Origin of the sequence: Proteus sp. TSJ240517 (genome assembly GCF_047921575.1) — a bacterium.
GTDB lineage: Bacteria > Pseudomonadota > Gammaproteobacteria > Enterobacterales > Enterobacteriaceae > Proteus.
The window spans coordinates 83,493-97,898 of sequence record NZ_JBLRMH010000004.1; the positions used below are offsets into that span (position 1 = coordinate 83,493).

Below are 14,406 nucleotides of genomic sequence, written 5' to 3' on the forward strand. Positions count from 1 at the left end.
AAGACGTGGCAGATGACACGATGAAGGCGAAGGCAGAACAATAATGATCAAAGCGACGGACAGAAAATTAGTAGTTGGTCTTGAGATTGGTACGGCCAAAGTAGCCACCCTTGTCGGTGAGATCCTGCCTGATGGTGTAGTGAATATTATCGGGGTGGGAAGTTGTCCATCTCGGGGCATGGATAAAGGTGGCGTTAATGATCTCGAATCCGTCGTAAAATGTGTACAACGGGCGGTAGATCAGGCTGAGCTAATGGCTGACTGCCAAATATCTTCAGTATATTTGGCGTTATCAGGCAAGCATATCAGTTGCCAAAATGAGATTGGTATGGTGCCAATTTCGGAAGAAGAAGTGACTCAAGATGATGTTGATAGCGTGGTTCATACCGCGAAATCCGTCAAAGTAAAAGATGAACATCGTGTTTTACACGTTATACCGCAAGAGTATGCCATTGATTATCAAGAAGGGATCAAAAACCCAGTTGGATTATCGGGTGTGCGTATGCAGGCTAAAGTTCATTTAATTACCTGCCATAACGATATGGCAAAGAATATTGTAAAAGCAGTTGAACGCTGTGGGTTAAAAGTGGATCAACTGATTTTTGCGGGACTGGCTTCAAGTTTTGCTGTATTGACCGAAGATGAACGTGAATTAGGTGTGTGTGTTGTTGATATTGGTGGCGGTACAATGGATATCGCAATTTATACCGGTGGAGCATTAAGGCATACTCGCGTTATTCCTTATGCTGGCAATGTAGTAACAAGTGATATCGCTTACGCGTTTGGCACTCCGCCAAATGATGCCGAAGCTATCAAGGTTCGTCATGGTTGTGCATTAGGCTCTTTAGTTGGTAAAGATGAAAATGTCGAAGTTCCAAGTGTCGGAGGCAGACCACCAAGAAGTCTGCAACGACAAACTCTTGCTGAGGTGATTGAGCCTCGTTATACCGAACTGCTCAATCTTGTTAATGAAGAGATTTTAAAAGTTCAAGAACAGTTACGCCAGCAAGGGATTAAGCATCATTTAGCCGCAGGTATTGTGCTAACAGGTGGTGCTGCACAGATTGATGGACTTGTTGAATGTGCTCAACGTGTTTTCCACACGCAAGTACGGATCGGTAAACCGTTAAATATTACCGGGCTAACAGATTATGCGCAGGATCCCTACTACTCAACAGCGGTTGGGCTCTTGCATTACGGTAAAGAATCTCACTTTGGTGAGGAAACTGAAACCGAGAAACGCTCTGCTGTCGGTGGTTTATTTAAAAAACTCACTGGTTGGCTAAAAAGAGAGTTTTAATAATCAGACAAATTTAAAAAGAGGTCGTTTGAGCAAGCGGCCCTGAGAAGGCACAAAACGGAGAGAAATTATGTTTGAACCTATGGAATTAACCAACGATGCGGTGATCAAAGTCATCGGCGTTGGTGGCGGCGGCGGTAATGCGGTTGAGCACATGGTTCGTGAACGTATTGAAGGCGTAGATTTCTTTGCAGTCAATACGGATGCTCAAGCGCTACGTAAAACAGCGGTCGGACAGACTATCCAAATCGGTAATGCCATTACGAAAGGCTTAGGTGCAGGTGCAAATCCTGAAGTAGGCCGTAATGCAGCAGAGGAAGACCGCGAAGGGTTACGTGCAGCACTTGAAGGTGCCGATATGGTCTTTATCGCAGCAGGTATGGGCGGTGGTACTGGTACTGGTGCTGCGCCTGTTGTTGCAGAAGTGGCTAAAGAATTAGGCATTTTGACCGTTGCTGTAGTGACTAAGCCTTTTAATTTTGAAGGCAAAAAACGTATGGCATTTGCGGAACAAGGTATTACTGAGTTATCAAAACATGTTGACTCATTAATCACTATTCCAAATGACAAGTTATTAAAAGTACTTGGTCGTGGAATTTCATTATTAGATGCATTCGGCGCAGCTAATGATGTATTAAAAGGCGCAGTTCAAGGTATCGCTGAGCTAATCACTCGCCCAGGTTTAATGAACGTTGACTTTGCTGACGTAAGAACTGTGATGTCTGAAATGGGTTATGCCATGATGGGATCGGGTGCTGCGAAAGGCGAAGATCGCGCTGAAGAAGCAGCAGAAATGGCGATTTCAAGTCCATTATTGGAAGACATCGACTTATCTGGCGCGCGTGGTGTGTTAGTCAACATCACAGCAGGTTTTGACTTACGTCTTGATGAATTTGAAACAGTGGGTAATACCATTCGTGCATTTGCATCAGATAATGCGACTGTGGTTATCGGTACATCCCTTGACCCAGAAATGAATGATGAATTGCGTGTGACTGTGGTTGCAACAGGTATTGGTATGGACAAACGTCCAGAAATTACGCTGGTAACTAATAAACAGAATCAGCAAAGCGCAATGGAGAATCGTTACCAGCAAATGCAAAATAGCATGTCTTCTTTCTCTGCTGTAGAAGAAAGCAAGCCTGCCGCAAAAGCCGTTAACGAACAATCTACTCAGGCAAACAAAGAACCAGATTATTTAGATATCCCTGCGTTCCTGAGAAAACAGGCTGATTAATCGCCAAAAAGATTGGCATCTCCGCTTTTTGTGCTAAACTGTCCTGCCAATTATAAGTATAATGATTGGTAGGACGGATAACATTGCGAGATAAAATGATGATCAAACAACGGACATTAAAACGAATTGTACAAGCAACCGGTGTGGGACTTCACACGGGTAAAAAAGTTACGCTTACAATGCGTCCGGCGCCAGCAAATACTGGGGTCATCTACCGTCGTACTGACTTAAATCCACCGGTGGATTTTCCAGCAGACGCAAAATCAGTTCGTGACACTATGCTATGTACTTGCTTAGTTAACGAAGACGATGTGCGTATATCAACCGTTGAGCATTTAAATGCAGCACTGGCTGGTTTAGGCATTGATAATATCGTAATTGAAGTGAATGCACCTGAAATTCCAATTATGGATGGAAGTGCGGCACCTTTTGTTTTCTTGTTACTTGATGCAGGTATCGAAGAGCTTCGTACTGCGAAGAAATTCATTCGCATCAAAGAAACAGTACGTGTAGAAGATGGCGATAAATGGGCAGAGATGCGTCCATACAACGGGTTTAAATTAGATTTTACTATCGATTTTAATCATCCAGCCATTGATGCAAGTACACAGCGTTATAAATTAGATTTTTCCGCTGAATCTTTTATGAGCCAAATTAGCCGTGCTCGTACATTTGGATTTATGCGTGATATCGAATATCTACAATCTAAAGGATTGTGTTTGGGCGGAAGCTTCGATTGTGCAATCGTAGTTGATGACTATCGTGTTCTCAACGACGATGGCTTACGTTTTGAAGATGAATTTGTTCGTCACAAAATGTTGGATGCAATCGGTGATTTATTTATGTGTGGCTATAACATTATCGGTGAATTCACCGCGTTTAAATCAGGTCATGCACTGAACAATAAATTGCTCCAAGCTGTATTAGCGAAAGAATCTGCGTGGGAATTCGTCACATTTGAAGACGAAGCGCAAATGCCAGTGGCATTCAAAGCTCCCTCAATGGTCTTTGCTTAATTCCTGCGAAGGAAAGCGCGTTAATTATCTCTAATTAACGTTCATCTTTGGCTGTACTTGTACTCTCTCCGGCAAGTGCAGCCAACCGTTCTAATCTCTCTCTTAATTTCTTTGGACTTTTCTCAGCTAAATACTTCAATGATTGCGCACTTTCTAAACTTAAGTGACGTTTCTTTTTAGGCTCTTGTTCTTTTAATGATGATATTAAAGATCTTTTTTCCTGTTTTACGCCTAAAGACGGATTTATTTTGATGTCTATTGAGGATAAGGATGGTAAAATTTCTTGTCTCAATGCGGAAAGTAATGACGGGGTTTCATAACGTAAACGAGTTAACCAACTTGCGTTTGCAACTTCAATAATTAAAATAGCATTACGATAATTTGCGACACGGCACTTATCTCGTAAAGGAACGGGTAAAAGAGCCATGACGGCACGATTTAATTTTAGTAAAATCGTTGCGCGCTGTTGTATAAGTTGTAGTGTACTCTTGTTGGAACCTTCAAGTTCAATGAAGATTTTTTCCAATGATTGTGGGTAACTATCCCGCATAGATTTTGACTCCACAAAATAAAGATTAATGAGCAACGAAGGTTAATGAGTATTATAAGTTTTTGGCGACAGTTTGGCAGGCGATATTTTTGGTCGCATCTGCTTTTAGGGATGGTAGCAGCAGGTATCGGAATACCTTCGCTGTTGTCTGCTCATGCCGAAAATCCACAGCAAACAGATACTCCTTCTTCTCAAAACCGTCAAAGCCAGGCAATTATTGCGTTTGATAACTTATTCTTACGTCAAAGTGTACAGAATCCTGCCTCATCCTTCACCTTTAATTACTGGCAACAGCATGCAGTAAAAAATGTGATCAAACAGCTCTCTTTTGCATTCACCATTAATTCACCCGAATTGATGGTTAAAGCCAAAGATGAACCGTTACCTGCTTCTAATGTTGCAGCGGTTATGCTTGATACGCTGTATGCCTTATTAACAGAGACTCCATCATCGGCACTAAGCCTCCTCCCTCTTTCTGGCTATGTTTTAGTACAGAATAAAATTTCCTATCATACCGGATTATGGCTTGCACAAATCCGTGGTATTCGCGCAGGGCCTTACCTAACAGCTTAATTGAGTCACTTAATCTAATAAGATTATGATTATCTCTGTTTATCAATAAAAACAGAGGCTGTTTTCGGCGTTTCACGCCATAAATGAGAATAAAGATTTATGTTAGGTAAAATTGTAACCAAAATTTTTGGTAGTCGTAATGATCGTTCAATCCGCCGTATGCGCAAGGTTGTTGCTGAAATTAATAAACTAGAGCCAGAATTTGAAAAGCTGACAGATGATGAGCTAAAAGCGAAAACGGATGAATTCCGTGAGCGCTTAAAAAATGGTGAGAAAGAAGAAGATATTTTACCAGAAGCGTTTGCAACAGTGCGTGAAGCCAGTAAACGTGTTTTTGGTATGCGTCACTTCGACGTACAGTTAATCGGTGGTATGGTTCTGAATGAACGTTGTATTGCAGAAATGCGTACGGGTGAAGGTAAAACATTAACCGCAACATTACCTGCGTACTTAAATGCGCTATCAGGTAAAGGCGTTCACGTTGTTACCGTCAATGACTATTTGGCACAGCGTGATGCCGAAAACAACCGTCCTTTGTTTGAATTCTTAGGATTAAGCGTTGGTATCAACTTACCAAATATGGCGCCACCAGTAAAACGTGAAGCTTATAATGCTGATATCACTTATGGTACGAACAATGAATTTGGTTTCGACTACCTACGTGACAACATGGCATTTAGTCCACAAGAACGTGTTCAACGCAAATTACACTATGCATTAGTGGATGAGGTTGACTCAATCTTGATCGATGAAGCACGTACACCACTGATCATTTCAGGTCCAGCAGAAGACAGTTCTGAGCTTTATATCCAAATGAATAAAATCATTCCTCATTTGGTTTCTCAAGAAAAAGAAGACTCAGATACATTCCAAGGTGAAGGCGATTACTCTGTTGATGAAAAAACACGTCAAGTGAATATCACAGAACGCGGTCTGGTTAAAATTGAAGGTTTATTAGCAGATGCTGGCATGATGAAAGAAGGGGAGTCTTTATACTCACCGGCTAATATTATGTTAATGCACCATGTAACAGCGGCATTGCGTGCTCATGCGCTGTTTACCAAAGATGTTGATTATATTGTTAAAGATGGCGAAGTTATCATTGTTGACGAACATACAGGTCGTACAATGCAAGGTCGTCGTTGGTCTGATGGTTTACACCAAGCTGTTGAAGCAAAAGAAGGTGTGAAGATCCAAAATGAAAACCAGACATTAGCGTCAATCACATTCCAAAATTATTTCCGTTTATACGAAAAATTAGCAGGGATGACGGGTACTGCGGATACAGAAGCGTTTGAATTTAACTCTATCTATCGCTTAGAAACAATTGTTATCCCAACTAACCGCCCAATGGTACGTAAAGATCTGCCTGACTTAGTCTATATGAATGAGCAAGGTAAATTTGCAGCCATTATTGAAGATATTCGTGAACGTACTCAAAATGGTCAGCCTGTTCTTGTCGGTACCATTTCAATTGAAAAATCAGAAGAGATTTCTAAAGCGCTGACTAAAGCGAATGTTCACCATAACGTGCTGAATGCGAAATTCCACGCAATGGAAGCGGATATTATTGCTAACGCAGGTTTACCTTCAGCGGTAACTATCGCAACTAACATGGCAGGTCGTGGTACCGATATCGTGTTAGGGGGTAGCTGGCAAACTGAAGTGGCTAAACTGGAAGAGCCAACAGAAGAAAAAATTGAAGAAATCAAAGCTAAATGGAAAGAGCGCCATGATGCAGTATTAGCATCAGGTGGTTTACATATCATAGGTACTGAGCGTCACGAATCTCGCCGTATTGATAACCAGTTACGTGGTCGTGCGGGTCGTCAAGGGGATGAAGGTTCTTCTCGTTTCTATTTGTCTATGGAAGACTCCTTAATGCGTATTTTTGCTTCAGACAAAGTGTCTGGCATGATGCGTAAATTAGGGATGAATGAAACCGAAGCGATTGAGCACCCTTGGGTAACCAAAGCAATTGCAAACGCACAGCGTAAAGTAGAAAACCGCAACTTTGATATTCGTAAGCAACTGCTTGAATATGATGATGTGGCAAATGATCAGCGTCGTGCAATCTATACTCAGCGTAATGAATTACTGGATGTGGCAGACGTAAGTGAAACTATCGATAGTATTCGCCAAGACGTTTTCACTTCGATGATTGATAACTATATTCCACCTCAATCACTAGAAGAAATGTGGGATATTGACGGCTTAACGGCATGTTTACAAAAAGACTTTGATTTAAATTTACCAATCAAAGAGTGGTTAGATAAAGAACCAGAATTACACGAAGAAACATTACGTGAGCGTATTTTAGAAAAATCTATCGAAGTCTATAAAGCGAAAGAAGAGATCGTTAGTGCTGAAATGATGCGTAACTTTGAAAAAGGCGTGATGTTACAAACGCTAGACTCACTGTGGAAAGAGCACTTGGCAGCAATGGATTATTTACGTCAAGGTATCCACTTACGTGGTTATGCACAAAAAGATCCAAAACAAGAGTACAAACGTGAATCGTTCGCTATGTTTGCTAACATGTTGGAATCACTGAAATATGAAGTGATCAGCACACTAAGCAAAGTACAAGTTCGTTTACCTGAAGAAGTTGAAGAGTTAGAACGTCGTCGTCGTGAAGAAGCCGAGCGTTTAGCTAAACAACAACAATTAAGCCATGAAGTGACAAAAGAATCTCAAATGTCAGCAATCGATGGTCAAGTTGCTGCAGGTAAAAAAGTGGGTCGTAATGAGCCATGCCCTTGTGGATCAGGTAAGAAATATAAGCATTGTCATGGCCAATTAGGTTAATTTATTTTTCATAATAATAGCTGTGTAATGTACTGATTAGAAAAAGATCCACTTAGTCATAAGTGGGTCTTTTTTATCGATTACTGATCGTACTTTACGTTCTATTTTGAAACGAACACATAAAAAACCCCACTTTATTATCCTAATAAGTGGGGTTTGGTTTACAAAAGAATAGGCATTACTCTTTTATAGGGTGTCTATTATTTTTCAGAAATAGACGATTTTGTGTTTACCGTTTCATTCACTTTAATAGGTGATTTTAATGATAAGTCACCACCTGCAAGTTGTTTCACTAAATCAACAGCAGATGATTTCAGATCAAGATCTGCACCTGCTTCATATTGATGACCTTCAATATTGTTTAATTGAACGTTGCTACCGCCTAAATCAACCTGACCTTGCTCACTTTTAATTTCAGCACCTGTAAGTTTAGTTGTACCACTTACATTTAATGAAATGTCATTTTTGCTTGTTAAGGTTGTGGTTTGGGTAACGGCATCATTATCAATATGAGAAACTTTGATATCCGCATTCGCCGTATGGCCTTCAGCACCTGTTACGATATTTTTGATGCCATTGCCCACTGTACCAACACCTTTATCAATTTTGGCTTTTGTTTCGCCACTGATACCGGTTTTATCTGCGATAGTTGAAGAGAGTGAGTTGTATTTATCAGAGATAACATCAGTTGCAGATTTAATACCTGAATCAATAGTCTCTTTGATCGTATTTTCTAATAGTGATCCACCTGCTTTAGCTGTTTTATCAACTTGGCTAGATTTAGGATCATTATTGTGGTTGTAACCGACATTTACACCAACAGTAACGTGACGATCGCTGTCTTTTTGGCTTGTCACTGTAAAGTCACCACCCACATTACCTGTCACATTATCCGCAGAAACATTGGCACCAGAAAGAGCAAGGTTTTTGTCGCTATTTACAGTTAATGTGCCTGTTTCTACTGAAACATTTTGGTGTGTGGATTTTTGTTGATCTTCAACGTTTACTAAGACTTTGCCACCAATATTATGGATAGAGGTTGCTGGGTTTTCTTCAGTCACTTCTTTTGGCGTCGTATTAGTTTGTTTGCCATTTAAAGAGATATCAGTACCCCAATTATTTTTGTAATCAGTGGATTGTGCTGAAGTCAGGGTAGTATCACCAGATTGAGAGGTTAATTGCGTATCTTTGCTATTAACTTTAGTACCTTGAAGATTAACGGAACTACCGTTAACGGTTAAATTGCCTTGGTTAGCAATTATTCCACCTTCACGAGAGACCGTTTTCTCATCTTGCTTACCAATAGCAAATTCAGCGCCACCCAAGCCATTGACAGAAGATGATTTCTCTCCTGTTTTTTGACCGAAGCCCGCTTGTAATCCACCAGATAAGTTTTTACCTGTTTCAGTACGTTGAGATTCTGTTGCTTGGAAATCAACTTTGTTAGTTGCTGTCAGAGCAACATCATTTTCGCTGGTTAAATGAGTACCTTGTAAAGTCAGATTATGACCTGAATTTAACTCAATACCTTGAGAGCCATTCACTGAACCTGCTTTCGCTGTTGTCTGATCTTTTTGATGAGTAGCACCACCTGCGTTAAAACCGCCACCGTAATCTTTGCTGTCTGGTGTTGTACCTACTTTAAGGTTTGCGCTACCATTCACGTTATGTTGGCTTTCAGAGTGAGTATCTGTTGCTTGTGCCAGTGTTAAATCACCGCCAGCATTGATCACCGTTTTGCCATCTTGAGCATCAAACTTAGCGCCTTCATAATGTGCATCTTCACGTACATTAATATTGATATTACCGGCTGAATTAAACTGGCTACCATTAGCTTTCGTTGTGGTTAAGCTTGTATCTGTGGTTTTACCTTCGCCTTTAATGGCAACGGTAATATCACTCCCTGTTTTCGTGCTGACACCAACTTGACCACCACCTGCTGTTTCATGGAAAGACTCTTGGTGTTTGTTTTGAGCCGCTTCACTGGTGTGAGTATTTGCGGTTAGTGATACATCACCTTGTGTTGATTGGTAATGAGTACCTTGGTCACGTAAGTTGTTATTACTGTCAGAATTGATTTTACCCGCAGTAATTGATGTTGAAACCGCTTGGCTATCGCTTTGTGATTTCTGGCTACCGCCACCTTTAATACCGACTTCAACACCGACATTAGGTGCTTCTAGGTTACTTAAGTTAGCAAGATTACTAATGGCATCTTTAAAAGTAACTTTTTTATCCATATCGGTATTGTTACCTGGTTTTGTGGTATCAATTCCATCTTCTACTGCTTTTTTAATCGGTTTAGTCACACCACTGTAATCAAGATTAACACCTACATCGACACCGATATTTAAGGTATCTGTTTTAGATGTTGCACTGTCATTTGCCGCAAGATGATTAATATTTTCGCCTGATTCTTTATATGAACCGTCAACTTTGTGTGATGCACCTTGATGCGTTACATTATTGTTCGCAGTAATGGTTAAATCACCTGCAACTTGAGTTTCACTACCTTTATTTTTGGTGATCTCAGTTGTTGTATGCTGTTTATCATATTGAAAATCAGCTTTAGAGCCCACTTTATCAACACCACCTGTGTAGCTAAAGCCACCTGAAATGGTTCTATCTGTGCTGTCTGTTTCTTTTTTGTTTTCTGTTGAAACAAAAGCAACATTGTCACCAGAAACAGAGGCATTACCTGCGGTTGTTTTTAAATCAGAACCTGCAAAAGTGACATCTTTATCCGCTTGAACTTTAACACTGCCACCACTAATAGTAGATCCTACTTGTTCGGTTTCAGTGCTATTGTTTTTATTGGATGTATGAGTAATATGAAAACCTGCGCTATATTGCTTGTCTTCAACTTCTTTAGCATGACCAGTGATCTCTAATGATGTTTTTTCATCATTAATTTTTGTGGTCTGCTGTGCAGATTTAACGTTGATATCACCTAAAGATTCAATGCCTAACTCATCAGCACTTTTAATCAAGCTACCAATAACATTGACATCTTTCCCACTGATCACGGTTAATTGTGCATCAGAAACTAATTCACTACCGGTTGAAACTTGTTGATTAGTTTCATTTTTATGGGAATTCTTAGTAATATTAAAGGCTGTGCCTGTACGCTCATCAGTTTTAGTGATGGTTTCGCTAATCGCATTATCAATAACAATATCACCTTGGGTTGTGTTAACAAAAGCCCCTTGGTTGCCTTTCACTTGGCTACCCGTGATTTTGACATTGTTATCTGCCGTAAGTAACAGTTGTCCGTCAGCCGTTAATTGTGTTGAATGGCTAACTTCTTGTTTGTTATTATTATTCTTATTATTACCACCGCCGATACCCCCCCAAACAACATGATTGTTGGTTACTGTTTTATCATTGTTGGTATTTTGAACATTAAGATTGATGTTCTCTTTAGCGTTAACGACAACATTCTCATTAGAATGTAATTTTGCACCTTGAGCGGTAATAGAGCCTTCAGCATTTAAGCCCAGCGTTTTACCTGCGGTCAGTTCACTCGCTTTTAAGGTTTCTGTTTGATGGCTATTGCTCCAGCTACCTGTTTCTAAACGAGAAGTATGGTTACGTTTATAGCCGTTTTCACTGCGACTTTCTTTTTCAATTAATCCATTGATATTAATATCTTTATTGGCATTAATTGCCAGCGTGTTACCTGCATTAACTTTGGCACCTTCAAGTGTTACATCACCTTTAGTTGCTGTTAATGTTGCACTATTTTTGGCATCAATATGGCTACCAACTTGCTGTACTAGCTCTTTTTCTTTAGTGACATCATATTGCCAAGAATAGAACCAACGATTGTCAGTATCTGTGTCTTTTTGTTGTAACTGTTTGCCATCAACAGTTAAATGAGCCCCTTGTAATAAAATATCATCACCCATTAAATCAGAGGCTTTGATTTGGTTTTTATTATCAGCGACTAAAGTGATGTTTTTACCTTTTAACTCTGTTTTTGTCAGAGTCTGGCTTGAACCACTGTTATTAACCGCGATACCACCACGGTAATTTTGATAGTTTTCACTACCATCTTTGTCGTAACTGTCATAACGAACTTGGCTATCCGTTTGAATATTGTCTGCTCTGACACTTAATTCGTTATCAGCAACAAATTTACCTGTTAATTTAACACCACTTCCTTCTGCGGTATTAATGATGCGGATACGACCCGATTGCATACTTCCAAAGAAATAGCTATCTAAGGCAGAAGCGGGGTTTTGTGATGAAAGAATATCAAAACGTTGAGAGAAGGTATTTTGACCCGTTAATGCAGAAATCTCTGCTGCTGTTATTTTACCTCGGCTATCAATGCGAGGTGCAATTAAATCTAAAAGGCCGGGCGCATATAATCCGTTTTTACCAATAGAAAGTAAATTTGTATTATTAAGCGTGCTATAACCTTTTAACTCACCGTTTTCAAACAGTGGGTTACCTACAACTAAAGAAGAGCGGCTGGTATTGATAAAACCACAACCATCACAGGTGATACCATTTGGATTAGAAAGTACATATTCCGCAGCGATACCAAAAACTTCTTGCTGGCCTAATAAGAACGAAGGATTACGACTAACAACTTCATTTAAAATTAAAGAAGCGGCTTGTCCATTTAAGTTACTGTTGGCATTTAGCTGTCCAGCAAGCTGTGATTGTCCTGCCTCTAAAGAGTTGTTAAAAACAGCTCCTGGTTTACCTACATTAAAATTTTGATATTGGTTATGAGAGATACCTTCGTTATTTGGTGTAACGATATTAATGACTTGAGTGCCACCATTAACTGATGAAACATTCGGTCCTTGATTGCCCGCATCAGGAACAATACCGCCAGCATATGCATTTAGTGATACGAAAATAATCGCTAAAGATGCAGCAAGCCTACCCGAAGGAGAGAGCTTGAAGTTTTTTGATTTCATAGAGTTTTCTCCGTTTATTGCTATGAGTGTGAATCAAAATAAGTATGAAAATCTAACTAACACTTGAGTAGGGTCTTTGGTTTTATTGGAATTCGTTTGGTTGTAAAGCAAATGCCCCTTGGCAACTTCAATATCGAACTGTGCTTTTTGATATTGGAGGTTTAAGCCCGAACTTAGCCCATAGCCACTACGCCATCCTTCATAGTTACCATGTTGTTGAACACGACCAGCATCAAGACCAATTCGAGGGGTGATTGAAAATGTGTTTATCCGATAAGGATAAGAAAGCGTATTGCGCAAATAGCCGCCGTTATCGCCAGAAAGTGTGCTTTGATCAAAGCCACGGATTGCGTTTTTATCCGTTAAACTAAGCCATTCCACACCCGGTAAGGTGTCGGGGCTATATTGACCAAAGAAGGCGCTATTGAATAAAAATGTAGAATTCGATATAGAAAAACGATGTTGCCAATTGGCAAAAAGCTTAACTTTTGTAAAGCGATAGTCATTACTATTGCCATTAGCAATACGAGGTGACTCATCTGCACCAAACCAACCAATGGCTTTCTCAGCACTTAAATTAACGCTGATAACACCACTTGGAACAATGTGTAAATGGTTGATGCCTAGCTCTACCGTTGTAAGTGCAGGGCTACTTAGATCAAGGCGGATTTGGCTGAAATAGTTACGTATTCGTTTATGTGTTACCTGTATATTTAAGGTATCAATCTGTTTTTGACTACGATAAAAAGCGTAATCGCCCCTTAAACCAACTTGTGTGGTATCACCAGATAAACGTACGGTACGTGTTTGTAATGCTTGATGAAATTCATACTCGGAATAGCTACCAAAAGTACTGAATGTCAATGCACCATAAGGTAAAGAATAGAGTAGGGTGTAAGCACGATTAAAACGTGTATTGGGATTATCAGTGGTAATGCTGGCATTTAAGCTAACAAAATCAGATAACCCTAATGGGCTGTCTAAGCTTGCATTCGTTCTAACTAACCAGCGCCCTGAGTTTTTTTGCCCATAATTATCACTTGAAATATTTAGGTGCCACGGTGCTTGTCGCTGATTGGTGAGCTGAATAATAGAGCCACCTAATTGCGTACCAGGCAATATATCTAGTTTAACTTTATTCGATTGTAAGCGATTTGCTTGATCGAGCCCTTGATCCAATTTTGAAAGTTTAAGAGGCTCTCCTTCAATATGAGGGAAAAGTAATGCGGTATTAACGCCTCTATCGCCACCTTCTATTTTTTCAATAAAACCTTCAATAACATACAACCCAAGTTGTTGCTCTTGATTCGGACGTAAAAATTGGACTCTGGCTGTGATATAACCATGTTGAAGATAGCGTTGGGTTAACTCTTTAATTAAACGGTTAACGTCAGCACTTTTTATACATTGCTCTGGTAATGATGTTAAGGAATCAAGATCTTTTTCATTAAGTAAAGTAATTCCTTGAACATAAACCCCATTAATAGGCAAACAATGTTCTGATTCAGTAATAAGTGTGGGGGTAGGTGAAACTTCTAATACATTTTCTTGAAGTTGTTGATAGCGATTTTGTTCAATAAGTTGATTTATTTCACGTTGGCTATCTTGTAATGCGCGCCGCGATTCTCCCATCGAGCCTAAATAACCGGCGTCATTTGCTGTTAATCCACTGGTTGAAAAACCACTTAATAGTGTTAATAAAATAACTTTTTTTCTCATTTTACCTCAATATAAAGGTATTAATTCAAATATAAATAATATTGCTTAAATATAGAAAGATAATAATTAATGTTTTTATATTATCGTTAATTTTAGAATAATAAATACCGGTTACTCTCAATATGAAAAGAAATTAAAAATCGACGAAATAAAGATAAATTTTTATTTCTTTCGCTATTAAATAGCGATATAACTAAAATGATTGATATCTCAAATAGCATTACTTAAACAAATGATTCATTTAAATGGTGTCTAGTGTATTGATTTTC

8 protein-coding genes are annotated in these 14,406 nt (G+C 39.5%); 5 read left to right on the forward strand and 3 right to left on the reverse strand.

The genetic code is table 11. The features are described 5' to 3' along the window. Positions 1 to 43 precede the first annotated feature (43 nt). The 3 genes from ftsA (at position 44) to lpxC (ending at position 3,553) form a co-directional block, all read left to right on the forward strand. On the forward strand, positions 44 to 1,300 hold the full coding sequence (ftsA, locus tag ACNARN_RS08350) for a cell division protein FtsA (protein WP_098942190.1): 1,257 nt from the start codon (positions 44 to 46) through the stop codon (positions 1,298 to 1,300). Between the two features lie 70 nt (positions 1,301 to 1,370). Beyond that, positions 1,371 to 2,537 (forward strand): cell division protein FtsZ, encoded by a 1,167-nt coding sequence (gene ftsZ, locus ACNARN_RS08355; RefSeq protein WP_023581499.1) that lies wholly within the window; start codon positions 1,371 to 1,373, stop codon positions 2,535 to 2,537. 98 nt (positions 2,538 to 2,635) lie between these two features. Beyond that, a complete protein-coding gene (lpxC, locus tag ACNARN_RS08360) occupies positions 2,636 to 3,553 on the forward strand; it encodes a UDP-3-O-acyl-N-acetylglucosamine deacetylase (RefSeq protein WP_036913397.1) in 918 nt (305 codons plus the stop codon). 34 nt (positions 3,554 to 3,587) lie between these two features. Here the strand turns inward: lpxC and ACNARN_RS08365 are convergent, their stop codons facing one another. Continuing rightward, positions 3,588 to 4,103, reverse strand: a complete 516-nt coding sequence (locus tag ACNARN_RS08365; RefSeq protein WP_109371134.1) for a DUF721 domain-containing protein — start codon at positions 4,101 to 4,103, stop codon at positions 3,588 to 3,590. 45 nt (positions 4,104 to 4,148) lie between these two features. Between ACNARN_RS08365 and secM the strand changes: the two genes are divergently transcribed. Together secM and secA are read left to right on the forward strand one after the other, a co-directional pair. Further along, on the forward strand, positions 4,149 to 4,676 hold the full coding sequence (gene secM / locus ACNARN_RS08370; protein ID WP_198620825.1) for a secA translation cis-regulator SecM: 528 nt from the start codon (positions 4,149 to 4,151) through the stop codon (positions 4,674 to 4,676). Between the two features lie 99 nt (positions 4,677 to 4,775). Further along, complete coding sequence (secA, locus tag ACNARN_RS08375; protein WP_198620824.1) at positions 4,776 to 7,484, forward strand: preprotein translocase subunit SecA; 2,709 nt, start codon at positions 4,776 to 4,778, stop codon at positions 7,482 to 7,484. A 200-nt stretch (positions 7,485 to 7,684) separates the two neighbouring features. Here the strand turns inward: secA and hpmA are convergent, their stop codons facing one another. Together hpmA and ACNARN_RS08385 are read right to left on the reverse strand one after the other, a co-directional pair. After that, positions 7,685 to 12,418, reverse strand: a complete 4,734-nt coding sequence (gene hpmA / locus ACNARN_RS08380; RefSeq protein WP_416304338.1) for a calcium-independent hemolysin HpmA — start codon at positions 12,416 to 12,418, stop codon at positions 7,685 to 7,687. Positions 12,419 to 12,451: 33 nt separating this feature from the next. Further along, positions 12,452 to 14,137, reverse strand: coding sequence for a ShlB/FhaC/HecB family hemolysin secretion/activation protein (locus ACNARN_RS08385; RefSeq protein WP_198629873.1), 1,686 nt, complete (start codon positions 14,135 to 14,137; stop codon positions 12,452 to 12,454). Positions 14,138 to 14,406: the final 269 nt, after the last annotated feature.